This is a genomic window from Puniceicoccus vermicola (assembly GCF_014230055.1).
In the GTDB taxonomy this organism is placed as follows: Bacteria; Verrucomicrobiota; Verrucomicrobiia; order Opitutales; family Puniceicoccaceae; genus Puniceicoccus; species Puniceicoccus vermicola.
In genome coordinates this window covers 18,851-34,481 of sequence record NZ_JACHVA010000124.1, presented here as the reverse complement: position 1 = coordinate 34,481, position 15,631 = coordinate 18,851, and the positions used below count along the sequence as shown (strand labels likewise).

The following is a 15,631-nucleotide window of genomic DNA, read 5'->3' as shown; positions in this document are numbered from 1 at the left end:
TCACCGCCCGGCTCCGCGGGGCTTTTCCCTATCTTTGGCGTGATTCAATATAATGGAGATTTCGAAGTGGCGTAGGAGCTGGAAGCTCCCGCTACAGCGCGACTGGGGGAGATCCCGCTACGATTGGGATCGAAGCGCGTACCGTAGTTGGGAGCTTCCAGCTCCCGAACAATAGTCCGAAAATTCGAAGACATCCCGAGGACAATCACGGACGTATCGAGATTCTTGGAGATCAGGAACGGCCGCGAAAAGGCTCAGAAATCGCAAAATAGAGAGTCGAACAGGGTCTTTTGAGCAATCGCTCATGGATCGAAATCCTTAGAGATTACGATTAGAATCCGACAAAAACAACTCCGGCAGCTCCGCCCACTCCGCCTCCGGATCAGCCGAGATCCGGGCGATTTTGGCATCAAAGTCTGCCCATTCCTCTTCCCGGCACATCTCAAAACTGTGCCCCCAAAAATAGAAGACACCGCCCCCGGAAGACTTCGCCCGCTCGTAAATCTCCCAGAAACTCGAATGGTCGAACTTGCAGTTCGGATGAAATTGCATTGGATCCGCGGGCGGCATGCAAGGAGTCGCGTTTTGAGTGGTGCGGGCATAAACGTGCCCCGCTTCGCGCACCACTTCCGAAGTCGCCTCGTCGTAATTGCCATAAGGGTAGACAAACCCCCGAATAGGCTGCTGAAACCAATCCTGCAGCATCTTCCGGGCATCCACGACTTCTTCCCGCCATTGCTCCAGCGGGATACCCGTGGCGCGGGGGTGGGACATCGAATGGTTCGCGATCGTGAAACCCTCATAGACGGAATTCAACTCTCCACGGCTGAGTCGCTCGATGCGCTTCTTCCATCTTTCGCTCATTCCGCCACACCGACTCTCTTGGTGGGTCGCCGGATTGAGGTTAAAGGAAGCCTTCGCGCCATGGCGGCGGAGAATCTCAATCAACCGGATGTCGTCATTGACGCCATCATCCCAGCATTGCACGACCTTCATTTTATTCATAACCAATCGATATTGAGGGTCTCTGTCACGCGATCATCGCGCGACCACGTCGGCTTCTTCCGAAAGAGCCGACAGCATGGGAAACCGCCCGGAAAAAGCTTCCAACCAAGCATCGGCGATCAATTGAAATCCGGTGTGGGTCGGATGGAAACCATCAACGAGCCATCTTTCGGCCGGAGTAGTCCGGGCTACCTCATCAAAGCGCTCCTGCAAAGGAACAAAAACCTGCCCGCTCTCCTCCGCTATCTGCCGGATCGCCTCCTGACGGGGGCGAATATGACTCCGCCACTCCGAAGTCACATCGCCCGTCTCCAGAAGAAAAGGTTCCAAAAGGAAACTGACCGGAGGGGAAGAGAATCCCTCCAAGAGCTGTCGATACGCGGACGCAAACTCGACATCATCCACCCCCTTGTGCCCCCGCATCGCCTTGACCGTATCGTTGATCCCAACGAGAAGAGAAAGGACATCCGGCGCGTGTGCGAGTGCGTCCGCTTCCCAGCGACTGACCAAATCACGGACTCCGTGCCCGCACTCACCCTGGTTGATAAACTCCCAACCGTTGTCCGAATAATCCCGGCTCAGACGGGCTGCCACTAAAAAGGCAAACCCCCCGCCCAATTGAAACGCCGGATTGACCTCCTCCGGCCGCCTATGGGCATGGGTGATCGAGTCACCTTGAAAGAGAATTTTCTTCATCGACGGTGACTCTACCGCTTTTCAACCGGAATATAAAGGAACAATTTTAAAAATTCGAATCACGCTCAGGGTGATCTCCGATCCGGCGTGCTCGCGCAGAAAACTGACCAAGTGCTCGCTATCGATTCCGAAACGCCCACGCTGTACCCCGTATTCCACTACGAAGGATCCGAGTTTGGCGACTGCCGATGAATCGAGGCCCGGCGCTCTTTCTCGATTCGCCGGTGCATTGCCGATCATGAGGGATTCCTCGTCCCAAGATGTGTCCTCAAGCAAACCGTAAACGCCGGAGGTCACAAATTTTCCCATTTATTTTCATCGAAAGGCGTCGCAGTCATCGGGTTCTCGGGGCCGATTACTTTCTACGCGGAGGCAAACATTTCCAGATAATCAGACGCGCTCCACCCTTTCAGCTCGTTGATTACCCAAAAGATTCTACCACATCTAACCAGTATAATAGGAAGTAATTATTTGACGCATGCTCAGTGCGATTCGATCATCGACAGATGAGATATCAGGATCGAGCGCAGTGATTGCTCATGCAAAGTCGTTGGTTGTAGAAGAAACTCCACCGGATCACCGATGTCGGCTTCCCGATAATGGGTGGTTTTTTGATTTTGGAAAAGCCGCTTTTGGCACTGTTCGGCTGCGCGTCAAAGCATCCCGGGGGACAAATCTCACGCTTCACCTGGGCGAAAAACTGAATCCGAATGGGAGGGTGGACCGACAGCCGCCCGGCACAGTCAGGTATCGGGCGATCCCATTGAAGATCGCAAAGGGCTGCCATGTGGAACAAATCGTGATTCCCGCCGATCCACGGAATACGGGACCGGCGGCAATTTTGATGCCCGCCGAATTATTCGAGGTGCTGCCCTTTCGTTATGCGGAAGTCGAGCCGGAAGAAGGACCTGCGCTTCTCTCCTGCGAATTGATCCGATTGGAAGTTTCCTATCCCTTCGACGAATCGGCCTCGGATTTCAGATGTGACGACGACGCCCTGAATCGTGTGTGGGATCTCTGCAAGTATAGCATCAAAGCCACCAGTTTCTGCGGCATCTACGTGGATGGAGACCGCGAACGAATCCCCTACGAGGGAGACGCCTACATCAACCAGCTCTGCCACTATGGAGTGGATGCCGAGTATGAAATGGCGAGGCGCACGATTGAGTATCTCATTGATCACCCGACTTGGCCGACAGACTGGGCTTTGCACTTTTTGCCGATGGCGTGGGCGGATTATCTATACACAGGCAGGAACGATTTGCTCAGGCATTATTATGAGGAGTTAAAAACGAAGGCTCTTTTTGAACTGGCTCGCGAGGACGGAATCATCAGCACGGAGACCGGGTTGGTGACGCCGGAATTGCTTGCCAGGCTGCACCTCGTCGGCGAACCGCCTCCTCTCCGGGATCTGGTTGACTGGCCGCCGGGGTCATTCGCAGATAGCGGGATCGGCGAGCGGGACGGCTACGACATGGTGCCGGTAAAATCGTTGATCAATGCCTTTTATCTTTGGAATCTGTGGTTGCTCGCGCAGGTTGCAGAGATGCTTGGGCTGGGCGGGGAAGCCGTCGAAATCCGCGAAAGGTACGAGCAGGTAAAAATCCGCTATCAGCAGCTTTTTTTTGATAGCCGAAGAGGAGTTTTTCTGGATGGAGAAGACACTGACCATGCTTCGTTGCACGCGAATATGTTACCGGCCGCTCTCGGCCTTATCCCTCCGGGATATGAAGTGAGTGTGCTGGATTTTTTGCGCTCCCGCGGGATGGCGTGCAGCGTGTACGGAGCACAATATTTGCTCGAAGCCTGCTATCAGCTTGGCGCTGCTGATGACGCGCTGGATTTAATGACTGCCACGCATGACCGGGGATGGCTCAACATGGTAAAATCAGGATCGACCATCACGATGGAGGCATGGGACCATCCCTACAAAAACAACCTCGACTGGAATCACGCGTGGGGTGCTGCACCGGCGAATATCATTCCCCGCTTCCTGGTCGGGGCTCGTCCACTCCAGCCCGGCTTCCGCAAGGCACTGATCGCACCGCAGCCCGGAAGACTGCGCCAGATCCGCTCCACAGTGCCGACGATACGAGGCCCGATCCGCATCGAGCTGTCCGCATCCGCGTCGAAAGACTGGACCCTGCGGATTGATTCTCCGGTCCCCTCCCAGCTCGATCTTTCCGGACTGTGCAGCCATGACCGTTCGCCGCGGGATTCATACTTGGAGCTTCCTGCAGGAACGAAAGAGATCAAACCGACCTGCTGATCCCGTAACATCTATGACGCCAACACCTGAACATATTGAAGTCCTCGTCGTGGGGGGAGGCACCGCCGGCACGATCGCAGCCATTCAGAGTGCGAAAGCAGGGGCTAAGACTTCCCTCATTGAGCGCGGCTCTCAACTTGGAGGCGTGACTACCACCGGAGGGGTAAACTTTCCCGGCCTGTTCCACGCATGGGGAAAGCAGATCATCTCCGGCATTGGGTGGGACCTCGTCCGCCGGACCGCCCTTCTGGAAGATCGCGAGTTGCCCGATTTTTCCACCATTCCGGAACGGCATTGGCATCACCAGATCCGGATCAACGGCAGTCTCTATGCGGCCCTGGCCGAGGAGTCCTGTCTGGAGGCTGGAGTCGATCTCTGTTTCTACGAATTCGTGAGTTCCATTGAAGCGGTCGATGGCGGGTGGAAGGTAAAAAGTGTCGGCCCGGGGATCGAGAGAATCATTCACTGTAAAGTATTGATTGATTGCACTGGCGGAGCTGACGTTGTTGGCATGGCTGGATTCCCCCGGCTGCGCGATCCGTTGGAGACACAACCGGGAACACTGATGTTTGAGTTTGGCGGCTACGAAGTCAGTGCCCTCAATGGGGATGCGATCCAGCGACAATATGAGAATGCATTGAACACGGGCGCGCTTAAGGCAGGTGACTTCGCCACCAAAAGCGGGCGGTTCATTTCCTTTCTGCAGAAAGGGGGAGAAAATGCCCAGCACGTTTTCGGTGCCGACGGTTCAACCAGTGTTTCGCAGACCAAGGCGAATATCGAGGGGCGGCGATCCATGCTGCGGCTGTTGCGGTTCCGGACTCTTCCCGGATGTGAAAATGCAAGGCTTCTGCGGGCTCAGCAGGAAACCGCCGTGCGCGAAACCTGGCGGATCGAGGGGGAATACTCCATCACCCAATCCGATTATTGCACGGGCAGGCAATTTGCTGATTCGGTGTGCTACAGTTTTTATCCCATTGATCTGCACACGGCAGAGGGTGTGAAGCCGGTGCCGCTTGAGGAAGGGGTGGTCGCTCGTATTCCCTTGCGCGCGTTGATTCCCAAATACAGCCACGGATTGCTGGTAGCTGGCCGGAGCGTGGCGAGTGACCGGATGGCCAATTCTGCCCTTCGTGTCCAGGCATCTGCGATGGCGATGGGGCAGGCGGCCGGAGCTTGCGCCGCTTTGGCCGCGCAGGGGGATGTGACGCCAGGAGCGGTCAAGCTGTCCGAGTTGCACCATCTTTTACGCTCTCACCAAGCGGTCGTTCCATCCCCTGCCTGAAACAACAGACAGCACAATTTTGCCGTGATAATTTTTGGGTGCATTGTGAGACGCTAAAATTAGCGCCATTCCCCGTAGAAGCTATCGTCCGCCCAACCCGTCCACCATAGTGTCCCGAATAGATAGTGAACGAAGGATGATGCCGTTGGCTCGCTGCATAGATGGCCCTCCCCTATCGAGCTCGATTCACCCTCTCTGCGTCCCCAGCCTGCCCGCCGTAGCCTTGCGCGAAAATGCCTTCCCTAATCGGAACCGATTGACCACATCGTAAAACGAAAAACTTCCTCCAAACCCTCGATCCAAGACACAGCCCAAACCTAAATGAACCCTTTGCCTAATCCGTCCCGCCCGATTCTCTGGTTCTCCGAACCTGCTTCCGTCTGGGAGGAGGCACTTCCCCTGGGCAACGCCCGACTCGCCGCCATGGTCTTCGGGGGAACCGATCAGGAGCGGGTGCAGCTCAATGAGGAATCTCTCTGGGCCGGCGGGCCGGTGAATGCCACCAATCCCCTTGCCCGCGAACACCTCGAGCACGTCCGAGCCCTCCTCCTTGCCGGGGATCCCGTTGCGGCGGAGGAAGGAATTCAGGAGCGAATGATGGGGCGCCCCAATCGCATAAAGCCCTACCAAACTTTGGGAGACTTGTGGTTCGATGTCGATGGACACGCAAACCCCGTAAACTACCATCGACAACTCGACCTTGCTACCGCAACCGCCAGCATCAGCTACCAGCACAACGGCGGTCGTTTCACCCGGCAATGCTGGATCAGCGCACCGGATCATCTGCTGGTGTATGAGTGGCAGGCGGAAGACGGCAAATGGCCGGATCTCCGCATCCGAATGACGCGCCCGGAGAATGCGTCGACCACCGCCAACTCCGATGGCAGCATTCAGATGCAGGGCCGGATTGATGACGGTTTGCGCTTCGCGGCTGTGGCCGTTGTGATCACGGACGGGAAGCTCGTCGCGGAGGACGATGGGTTAACCCTATCCGGTGCCTCGCGCGTGGAGGTGCGCCTGGCGGCGGCGACCAACTACCGGAAGCCGGATTGTGATCCCGACGCGGTCTGTCGGCAGCGGTTGCACGGTGTGCAGGGACGTTCCGCCCACGCGCTCCACTTCGCCCACGAAACCGCTCACCGCGTCCTTTTCGACAAGGCTAGCCTGGACCTCTCCGGCGGGGAGTCCCACCCGGACTGGCCGACAGACCGGCGTCTCCGGCACGTCAAAGAGGGAGGCACCGACATCGGGCTGGAGCAATTGCTCTTTGATTATGGACGCTATTTGCTCATCTCGTCGACTCGACCGGGCAGCCTGCCCGCAAATCTCCAGGGAAAATGGAATGCGCATCTCCGGCCCGCCTGGAACAGCGACTACCATTTCAACATCAACCTGCAGATGAACTACTGGCCCGCAGAACCGGCCCATCTGGGGGAGTGCCACGAGCCACTCTTTGATTTACTGGAGTCGTTGGTCGAGTCCGGTCGCCACACGGCCCGGGAGCACTATGGCTGCGGCGGATTCGTCCTCCATCATTTGACGGACATCTGGGGTTTTACGGCTCCCGCGGACAACTATCGATGCGGGCTTTGGCCCATGGGGGGCGCTTGGATCGTCCTCCACGCCTGGGAGCATTGGCAGTTCCGTCAGGACCCCACCTTTCTGAAAGAGCGGGCCTTTCCTCTGATAAAAGAAGCCGCTGAGTTTCTGCTCGATTATTTGGTCCCGCTGCCGGATGGCACTCTGGTAACTGTCCCCTCTTCCTCTCCCGAGAACGGATACCGCTTGCCGGACGGGCGTGAGGCTTTCCTGTGTGTCGGCGCAGCCATGGATACACAGATCTGCCGGGAACTCTTCTCCGCAGCCATGGAGGCCTGCGACATTCTTGGGGTATTCGATGGGTTTCGCGATCGGTTGACCGATGCCCTCCCCCGACTTTCGCCGGACCGGATCGGCGACGATGGACGTTTACTGGAATGGCGTGAGCCGTTTGAAGAAATTGAGCCCGGCCACCGGCACATCTCACATCTTTTTGCCCTCTATCCCGGGACACAAATTAATCCGGATAAAACCCCGGAGCTGGCGGCGGCCGCGCGGCGTTCGCTGGAATCCCGACTCGCTCACGGAGGCGCCCATACAGGCTGGAGCCGGGCATGGCTCGTTAATTTCTACGCACGGCTTCACGACGGGAATGCCGCCCGCCAGCACCTTGTCGAATTGCTGCGCACATCGACCCTACCCAATCTTTTCGACAATCATCCCCCGTTTCAGATCGACGGAAATTTCGGAGCCTGTGCCGGCGTTTGCGAGATGCTCCTGCAATCGCATGCAGGCGAAATAGTATGGCTGCCCGCCTTACCGGATGGATGGCCCTCCGGGAGTGTGCGCGGGCTCCGGGCGAGGGGCGGCCTCGAAGCGGACCTCACCTGGATCGACGGCCGCCTCCGTTCCGCAGAGATGCGCGCCACCGCCACGGGAGAAAGCGTGTTCCGGTCGGGAAATCCCCAACTCTTCTCCGGAAACGGAAATCCGCCTGCCGCAAGCTTTCGCTGGAAATACAAGCCCGGTGAATCGATGCGGTTCGTCTTCGAACCCCCACCGGCCGCGTGATTATACCCATTCTTCACTTTTTCGATAGAAACGAAGTGCCGCTGTTGTAGTCGCAGCTTGCTGCGGCCCACGATGGAAAGGTCGGAGAGGCAGATTGGGCCGGAACCAGCTCCGATTACCACATCCTGCCAGAGAAAGTTAACTCTCGGCATAAGAAGATTAAGATTACGAGTAGGACTGCGATTAGGAATTACACCGTTTTTATTCCTTAATATTCTAGTCTTTCTTGACCTTCGGCCTTTCAACCTCCACCTCTTTCATCCGTGGCAAACGCCAAGGCCAGTGAAGTTCTACCCCCAAAACCCTCATGAATGAGTCCTTGCCCCCTTTTCACCGGAAACTGCAATCGCAGGCCCTGCTCGGTCCCTTTTCCAAGACTTCCGATCCCAACATGATCGAAGCCATCGGGATGGGAGGAATGGACTTTATCATCCTCGACCTCGAGCATGGTCCCAATGACGTAACCACCTTGGGCAATCTCATCCGTGCTTGCGAGTGCTCGAACACCACCGCAGTCGTGCGCTGCCTGCGCTCCGATCAAATCGGCCAAGCACTCGACTTGGGGGCACGCGTCGTGCAAATCCCCCACGTCAACTGCGCCGCAGATGCGCAGAAGGCCGTTAAAGCGGCCCACTTTGCCCCTAGAGGGCACCGGGGCGTTTGCCGCTATGTCCGCGCAGCTGATCATAGCTCGACCGAGAAGCAGACCTACTTCAATGACTCGACCGAGATCACCGTGATTGCCCAAGTCGAAGGCACCGAAGGTCTTAACAATTTGAATTCCATCCTTGAGATCTCCGGAGTGAACATGATCTTCGTCGGCGTCTACGACCTCTCGCAGTCACTCGGTATGACCGGCCAAACCGAATCACCCGAAGTGCTGCATGCCCTAAAGAAGGTGGCCGAAACCTGCGCAAAAATAGGCATTCCCGTCGGCACCTTCGTCGAGTCCGTCGAAACCGCCCTCAAATACAAAGAGATGGGTATTCACTACGTCTGCTACGCCGTTGATGTCGGCATCTTGATGGGTGCCTGCCAATCCCTGAGCCAACAGATCAAAGCCTGAGAACGCGGTCGACCCCCCAAAAAAGCATCGAGGTGGACCATAAATCTGGGTGCCGCGATAATCGTAATCCTAATCGAAAGACCGAATACGAGTAGGATTCGCTCAAGGGCCGCTACCTTGAACCATCCGGACAGTCCAGCGGATTCACGCCTCCTGCTCCGCCTTTGATCCACCTCCGATCCATACGCCGAGGCTAGCATTCCCCCGTAGCACCGCTTTCAAGCAGGAATCGGAAATACGCCCGACTCCAGAATAACACCTAAAGTCTGTCCCGAATCACGGACTCCGTCGCGGATCGTGCGATGTCCGCCACCCTTATTCCCTCCTCGCCTGAGGTAAGCAAGTCGGACTTCCCAGACCGCAATGCCCGAGCCCATTCCCGATACATCCCCCGGAACTCTTTCTCCGGGTGCCAGGGAAAATCGTGATGCCCAGCCCCATTCTCCATGGTGAAACTCTTACTATCACGGTCGTAGCGCAGGATCCCTTCCGTTCCAATCAATTCATAGGTAAAGAGGGAGCATTTCCGGGCCGATGTATGGGTATACGAATAACTCATCTCGACCATGGTATGGGCTCCGTTGGCATGGTCGAGGTGCAGCCACATGTGGTCGGGAGCTTCGAACTCGTCCACCCAGGCCCCCTGCCCGGCATAGCGCACCACTGGGGATCCGAGCCAGAACTGGGCCAAATCAATCTGATGAGTCCCGCAGTCCACCATGTGGCCGCCTTCGAGCATGCGGGCTTCGCGGCGTTGATGAATCCTTTTTCCCCCGCCGGGAACCTCCATGTATTTTCCGGCCATACTCCAGTTGTAGATCAACCGGAGCGATCGCACCGCACCAATTGCCCCGGCCCGGACCAGTTCCCGGATTTTGAGGGCGGAGGGGCTAAAACGATAGCAAAATCCCGTGTAGAGCGTGAGACCAGCGGCTCGCATGGCGGCAACCATTTCCTCTCCCTCGGCCCGGTCCATGGCCAAAGGTTTTTCACACAGCACGGGAAGCTGGTGCCGGGCACAGTCGATGACATTGTCCCGATGGCAGGGAGCGGGCGAAGTGATGGTGACCGCCTCGATTCCCGAGGCAAAGAAGTCATCCAAATTGCTAAAGGCATGGGGAATCGCGTACCGCTCCTGCATGGCCTGCAATCGACTTTCTGTCGGATCATAGAGAGCGACCAACTCCAGGTCCGGTACTTCGAGGATGGCCGGTATATGTCCATAGCCAGCCACCGTGCCACAACCCATCAGTCCAACTTTTGATTTCATCACTCGCGAGAGTATCTCCTTCCGGGCCAAGTCCTATTGGAGTTCCACACGGGCGTCCTCGCCTAACTCGGTCACCGTGGCTTGCCCGTCTTGGAGGGTAACGGTAAATGCACCTTCTCCGGCGATATCCTGTTCGCCCAGTTTCCCAGCGCAGGCACCCTCAAAATTCACCAAAGCCAAGCGGCCATCCCGATAGAAACGTATGGCAAAGGCCCCGCCGGTAAACCTCCAGTCTTCTCCCGAAATCTCTCGGGGTTCCGTTCCAAGAAAAACCACATCGGTGGAAAGCTCGGTTTCCACCCGCACGGTCTCGGGATCGAGGCGGGTGAACTTCGCCGCCGGGTCCTTGCCTTTCAGCCGTGGGTAAAGAACGACCATATAGTCTTCCCCCGGTCCCTGCGAGATCCGCAACAGCTCCTGATACTCGCCCAGCTTTCCGCCGGGATGATACTGAGGATCGAACCCCACCAGACGATTGTAGGGTTGCTGGACATGTCCATAACGATCTGTGGTGATCTCCGGGTCTTCGGGGGTATTGATGAACACATCCATATCCACGTTCACCTGACCGTCGAAATGGAGGTAGTTGGATTCCTTCTCCATGCCGTTGGCGAGAAACCAGAGATTCAGATCGGTCGGCTTGGTCGGTTCTCCGCCAAAACTGTCCCGGAGGACAAAATAGTTTGGACCCGCCGGATCTTGATCTTTCAGAAAAGCCATCTGCCGGGTCCAGACGGTGAGCGGAATTAGTTCTCCTTCACTCGTCGCATAGTGGCGGTTGTCGGCCTTCTCCTCATCCGTCCACCTGCCTTTCTCATTCAACTTGGGATACTCCGCTCCTCGCTCCTTCAGCAGATCCACTTCCCGGACCGCTCGAAAATAGTCGGCAGCGGGCTGGAAGCTGGCCCATTCCACTTCGATCCTGTCACGTTCGAAGGCCTCCATCTTCCTATCGAAAGAAATCCGGTTTCTCAACCAGGGCCGGTTGAAGATGGGAAAATAGCCATTCCCAAAGTGTAGATGAATGGGCTGTCCCTTGGCATACAACGTGTAGGCCATCTGATCCGATTCGATTTCGTGGTGGCCCAGGGCCTTGCCCGCGAGCAGAAACATGAGGGTCTCATACTCGGTGCCGAACCCGTGCCGGAAGGCTACACCGTAGTCCTTCCACCAAGTGCTTTTCAAGTCGGGAGGCGTTTCCTTGGGCATGATTTTGACCTGCTTGTTCTCGGGCAACGTGGCATTGCCAAACCATTGAATTTCTTCCGCAAGCTCGGGATCCCTCGTTTTATAATACTCCACATATTGTTTGATGAAGGACGGGGAGACCGACTGATAGGAACCGTTCCCCAGCGGCAGAACTACCCGGTGGCCGAGAAACCGGGCATCGGGCGGAGTGAGCCAGTTGGGCAGGAACTCGATGGTTTTCTTGAAGAGCGGATCATCAAACGCATCGCCAATGTTGGCTTCCATCAGCGCCGAATTGGCGATGGCGGCCCAGTCCAAGGTCACATCCAATATATAGTGGGGATTTTCGAAGGGCACTCCGTTGGGAAAGGTGAATCGCCGAAAAAATCCCTCCATGAGGGCAAGCTGGGCTTTTTGCCACTCCGGCACCGCCGGATGGCCGGGAACCAAGCCGACGCTACGAGCCTGCGACTCCACCGCCATGATCGTCATGTTCGGATTGTTGAGATGAAAACCGGCACCATAGGGAAAGGAAGCGCCGGAATTCTGGCGGTAGGCCTCGTAGGCAAAAAGCCGCCGCAACTCCGCGCGTTCTTCCGGCGTGGTCAGGCTCGGATCTTTGACGACGGGTTCAAGAAGCGGGAACACGCGCTTCGCAAATCCCGAGTGATTCGCCATCGAAAAAGTCGCATAGGGTCCGGCCAGCTGATGAAGGTCCCGACGCTGTCGCATCGTGGTGAGGGCAGTCTCTGCCTCCGGCGAGCTTTGAGTTCCCAATTGGTCCGGAGTCAACGGGTCCGGCCACTCGAAAACCCAATGGCGAATTTTGTCCAATGAGTCTCCGCTCAATGTCACCGCGGCCGTCATGAGGGCGTCGAGTTGGTTCTCTTTGTCCTCCACTGCCTCGGTGATGAGAATACCATAACACCGCCAGGAGGTGCCTTGGGGCACCCCTTCGGTCACTCCGGTGTAGTTGGGACTTCCTCCCCCGAACCCATCCGTATTCCAGTCCTGGGTAAACTTTTGCAACGCGAGACGGACCTCCATTTGCCCCTGGGCATTGGTTCCCATCCGGAGGGCAATGGGATCCTTCCAAGACATCGGGTTGATTCCGGCAAATCCGATGGCAATGCCTCCCGGTTGCACCACCTGATAAAACGTGCCCACATTCGGAATGTTGGTCGGCCAACCGGTCAGCCCGTACTCCGTCAGATCGGGTTGGTTCGAGAGAGTATAGCCGTTGACCGGACTGCCCAGCCAGTTGGCTTGCTTGGGCAGTGCGCCGGTTTCCACCCAGGCCGGAGGCGCAGAGCGCTTGAGCAAGTCGGCATACGCCGGGTTGCGCGGTGTTCCGGTAAACCAGCCCTGAGTCGGCTGGTAGTTTTCCCCTTCCAAAGCTAGGGTAAAGAACCGATCAAAGTCTCGAAACGAAGCCTCACTTTCGCCAGTGTGAAATTTCTCCCATACCTCCATCATCGGAGTATCGGCACTGACCGTAATCTCCATCGTCCAATAGCCGGGGTCCACCTCAAATTGGTAGGCCAACCGGGCACGAATGAAAAGCGGGCCCTCTTCCACAATCTCGGATCTCCAAGACTTGAGGCGGGCCGGAGCGTGGATCCCCGATGCTCCCACCGACTTCCCCGAAGGAAGGATCAGACTGCGGATGGGCGCTTCGTTCCCACTCATTTCAATCGGTTCGGCATAGGTTTTCTCTCCCAGGAGAATCCGCACGCCGCCGTGAGCTTTCCCGGCCGTCCACAGCGTTGCTTCGCCTTCGCCACGCTCGACACTGACCTGAGAGCCCTCCTTCCCGGAAAACGGCTCTCCCGGCACCACCTGATAACGGGCTTCCCCGTCCGCCGGCACGTCGGCCATGAACCAAACCTTGCCGCTCGCCAACGAACCGTCCGGATGTTTTTGGACATCGCTCACCTGACTTAGGATTGGCTTCTGATCAGGACCAAGAACTCGAATCTGCGGATCCCCAGAGGCTACTTCTCCAGAAGCAAAGGTGATGGGCTCACCGATTAAGGCACCCGACCACTCCGTCCCTATTGGATCCCTCAGGACAATCTCCTTACCGAGAAGCGAAAATTGACTCAGAACACAGAAAACAACTACCGAGAAATAGGGGAACTTCATGAGAGCTACGATGGGCAGCAAGTACTTCTCCGTCAATTGTTATTCCTTATTATTCTATATCCGAATCGACGCCAATATTAGCTCTCCCTCTGCCCCTCAGATCCGTAGCGCGATGCTTCAGCTAGCGTCTCACTGCCCCTCAGCCCGAAGTGCGATGTCTTTCGCTCAATGCCATTGCACAGATCAAAGTCGCTCTAATTTTCGTTAAGAGCACCTATGTTTGGCTCATTTTCAAATATTCTGAGCATCAAGCAGGCGGCAACTGAGACAGTTGCCCTCCCAAGCGTGCGGCGCAAAGAATCAATGGCATCGAGTTAATCCATTAGTGCGCCTCGGCGCTAGTAGCGCGATGCTTCAGCTAGCGCCTCTCTGCCCCTCAGCACCCGTATCGAAAACAACGTTTTCTTTATCCCGAGGCAGTCCAAAGCCAAGGTTCGGCCTGGCTGCGAGTGGCCGGGATGGGAACGGGGCCGAGTTGCTGTTCTGGAGGCAGCGGGCAGACCCGGTTCTGCTGGGTCAGGGCCTCAACATCGTCCCGGACCAATCCTCGATCCGCCAAGACCTTTTCATCGATTTCGCTGAGATCGCCGGTTTCGGCCAAGTGCTGGTCCAACGCGGTGCGCAGTGCCTGAAGGGCCTCGGAATGCGCCGGGTCCTTGGCAAGATTGTTCAGCTGATTGGGATCGGCTTGGGTATCGTAAAGCTCCTCCCTCGGTTTCTCGGGCTGAAAAAAGACGGCCTCATCCCCCTTCAATTGACCTTTGGCGTGTAGATCCCGCATCAGGGGCATGATGGGCTGTTTCTCCATGTAGGCTTGATACTGAGCGTAAGGAAGACCCGGGGCATCGTTTCGAATATAGTGATAGTGATGATCACGCGCCACCCGAACCATGTCATAGATACTGTCCATCCGATCTCGTCCGGCGAAAACATGGGAACGCTCAGGAGCACGATCGGGACCCATAAATACCTGACCTTGATAATGATCGGGTATGGCAACGCCCGCGAGAGACAAAACGGTCGGTGCGATGTCTACCCACGCCACCAGTTCATCTTCGGTCGTGCCCGGAGCGATCTCTCCGGGATGACGAATCACGAGAGGAAGATGCAATCCGGCGTCATAGCACCATCGCTTCTCTCGCGGAAGACCCCGACCGTGATCGGAAAGAAGAATGACAATGGTCTCATCGCTCAGGCCCTGATCCTCCAACCACTGCAAACGCTGGCCAATCCGGTAGTCGTTTGCACTCAGGGCATCATAATACCGCACCAACTGCCAACGGAGCTCGGGGGTGTCCGGAAGATAAGGGGGAACGGGAATCTCATCGGGGTGATGCCGGCACTCCGATGGACAGAAATACGGCATTTTGCCGTGAATATGCGAAAGCTCGCGAAACATTCGGCTCTCGTGGGTATGCACGAAGTTCTCGTAGAGGAAAAAAGGCTGCTCGGGAGCCGGCTTTTCCCACCAAAAGTCCTGGTCACTGCACCAGCCCTCGCCAGGCGTAAAATTGAAATCCAGCTTGGTCGGCCACGAAACATGATACCCAGCTCGGACCAACTCGTGGGTGAACGTTCGGGGTGGCTCTAAAACATCGCACCGCATGAACTGATTGCCGATAGACCAAGGATAACATCCCGTGACCATACCGCCCCGACTCGGAGCGCATACAGGGCAGTGGGTGAAGGCGTTGGTGTAGAGCGCTCCTTCGGACGCCAATCGATCCATGTTCGGCGTCTTCCCCGCAGTATCGCCATAACACCCAAGATGCCGACCCGCATCCTCAAGCTGAAGAAAGAGAAAGTTTGGAGAACGGCTCATAGGGAAATCACGTTGCACTCCGGGAAAGTGCTTGAAACTGCCCTACCCGAGAGAATCCCTAGAGCCTTTCGAAGTTGCTGGAAATAAAACATTCGGGAATAAAAATGCTTTTCGCAATCAGTGTCCAGCAAACTCCGCCCCATCCGACCTACCCCCGACTCATATTGCCCTACCCATAATCGTGCTCCTAATCCTAATCCCAATCGGTCGATTACGATTACGAGAAAGATTACGATTACGATAAATAATAAACGGGAATAATTTTTGATTGTCTT

The 15,631-nt window shown here is 56.5% G+C and carries 10 protein-coding genes; 4 read left to right on the top strand and 6 right to left on the bottom strand.

Translation table 11 applies throughout. The features are described from left to right. Positions 1-318: 318 nt before the first annotated feature. Genes H5P30_RS15660 through H5P30_RS15650 form a run of 3 tightly spaced genes read right to left on the bottom strand, consistent with a single transcriptional unit; the run spans position 319 to position 2,010 of the window. Positions 319-1,005 carry a polysaccharide deacetylase family protein gene (locus H5P30_RS15660; protein ID WP_185693851.1) on the bottom strand — a complete coding sequence of 229 codons (687 nt, stop codon included), beginning with the start codon at positions 1,003-1,005 and terminating at the stop codon, positions 319-321. A 33-nt stretch (positions 1,006-1,038) separates the two neighbouring features. Then, positions 1,039-1,701, bottom strand: coding sequence for an SGNH/GDSL hydrolase family protein (locus H5P30_RS15655; RefSeq protein ID WP_185693850.1), 663 nt, complete (start codon positions 1,699-1,701; stop codon positions 1,039-1,041). A 21-nt stretch (positions 1,702-1,722) separates the two neighbouring features. Then, the gene (locus H5P30_RS15650; protein WP_185693849.1) at positions 1,723-2,010 is read right to left on the bottom strand and encodes a hypothetical protein; all 288 of its coding nucleotides are present in this window, start codon (positions 2,008-2,010) and stop codon (positions 1,723-1,725) included. Between the two features lie 169 nt (positions 2,011-2,179). Between H5P30_RS15650 and H5P30_RS15645 the strand changes: the two genes are divergently transcribed. The 4 genes from H5P30_RS15645 (at position 2,180) to H5P30_RS15630 (ending at position 8,931) form a co-directional block, all read left to right on the top strand. Further along, the gene (locus tag H5P30_RS15645) at positions 2,180-3,970 is read left to right on the top strand and encodes a family 78 glycoside hydrolase catalytic domain (protein ID WP_281388085.1); all 1,791 of its coding nucleotides are present in this window, start codon (positions 2,180-2,182) and stop codon (positions 3,968-3,970) included. Between the two features lie 13 nt (positions 3,971-3,983). Further along, positions 3,984-5,255: an FAD-dependent oxidoreductase gene (locus H5P30_RS15640; protein WP_185693847.1), complete on the top strand. Its 1,272-nt coding sequence runs from the start codon at positions 3,984-3,986 to the stop codon at positions 5,253-5,255. Positions 5,256-5,576: 321 nt separating this feature from the next. Then, on the top strand, positions 5,577-7,865 hold the full coding sequence (locus tag H5P30_RS15635; protein ID WP_185693846.1) for a glycoside hydrolase family 95 protein: 2,289 nt from the start codon (positions 5,577-5,579) through the stop codon (positions 7,863-7,865). A 307-nt stretch (positions 7,866-8,172) separates the two neighbouring features. Next, positions 8,173-8,931, top strand: coding sequence for an HpcH/HpaI aldolase family protein (locus tag H5P30_RS15630; protein WP_185693845.1), 759 nt, complete (start codon positions 8,173-8,175; stop codon positions 8,929-8,931). Between the two features lie 259 nt (positions 8,932-9,190). On the opposite strand, the gene H5P30_RS15625 is transcribed toward H5P30_RS15630, so the two are convergent. The 3 genes from H5P30_RS15625 to H5P30_RS15615 form a co-directional block, all read right to left on the bottom strand. Further along, a complete protein-coding gene (locus H5P30_RS15625; RefSeq protein WP_185693844.1) occupies positions 9,191-10,201 on the bottom strand; it encodes a Gfo/Idh/MocA family protein in 1,011 nt (336 codons plus the stop codon). 33 nt (positions 10,202-10,234) lie between these two features. Continuing rightward, positions 10,235-13,534: a hypothetical protein gene (locus H5P30_RS15620; protein ID WP_185693843.1), complete on the bottom strand. Its 3,300-nt coding sequence runs from the start codon at positions 13,532-13,534 to the stop codon at positions 10,235-10,237. A gap of 406 nt (positions 13,535-13,940) precedes the next feature. After that, positions 13,941-15,356 carry a sulfatase family protein gene (locus tag H5P30_RS15615; protein WP_185693842.1) on the bottom strand — a complete coding sequence of 472 codons (1,416 nt, stop codon included), beginning with the start codon at positions 15,354-15,356 and terminating at the stop codon, positions 13,941-13,943. Positions 15,357-15,631: the final 275 nt, after the last annotated feature.

Bases quoted from the DNA above. Each gene is read 5' to 3' on its own strand.
- H5P30_RS15630 (WP_185693845.1), top strand. From the start codon at position 8,173: ATGAATGAGTCCTTGCCCCCTTTTCACCGGAAACTGCAATCGCAGGCC.
- H5P30_RS15640 (WP_185693847.1), top strand. From the start codon at position 3,984: ATGACGCCAACACCTGAACATATTGAAGTCCTCGTCGTGGGGGGAGGC.
- H5P30_RS15655 (WP_185693850.1), bottom strand. From the start codon at position 1,701: ATGAAGAAAATTCTCTTTCAAGGTGACTCGATCACCCATGCCCATAGG.
- H5P30_RS15615 (WP_185693842.1), bottom strand. From the start codon at position 15,356: ATGAGCCGTTCTCCAAACTTTCTCTTTCTTCAGCTTGAGGATGCGGGT.
- H5P30_RS15650 (WP_185693849.1), bottom strand. From the start codon at position 2,010: ATGGGAAAATTTGTGACCTCCGGCGTTTACGGTTTGCTTGAGGACACA.
- H5P30_RS15635 (WP_185693846.1), top strand. From the start codon at position 5,577: ATGAACCCTTTGCCTAATCCGTCCCGCCCGATTCTCTGGTTCTCCGAA.
- H5P30_RS15645 (WP_281388085.1), top strand. From the start codon at position 2,180: ATGCTCAGTGCGATTCGATCATCGACAGATGAGATATCAGGATCGAGC.
- H5P30_RS15620 (WP_185693843.1), bottom strand. From the start codon at position 13,534: ATGAAGTTCCCCTATTTCTCGGTAGTTGTTTTCTGTGTTCTGAGTCAA.
- H5P30_RS15625 (WP_185693844.1), bottom strand. From the start codon at position 10,201: ATGAAATCAAAAGTTGGACTGATGGGTTGTGGCACGGTGGCTGGCTAT.
- H5P30_RS15660 (WP_185693851.1), bottom strand. From the start codon at position 1,005: ATGAATAAAATGAAGGTCGTGCAATGCTGGGATGATGGCGTCAATGAC.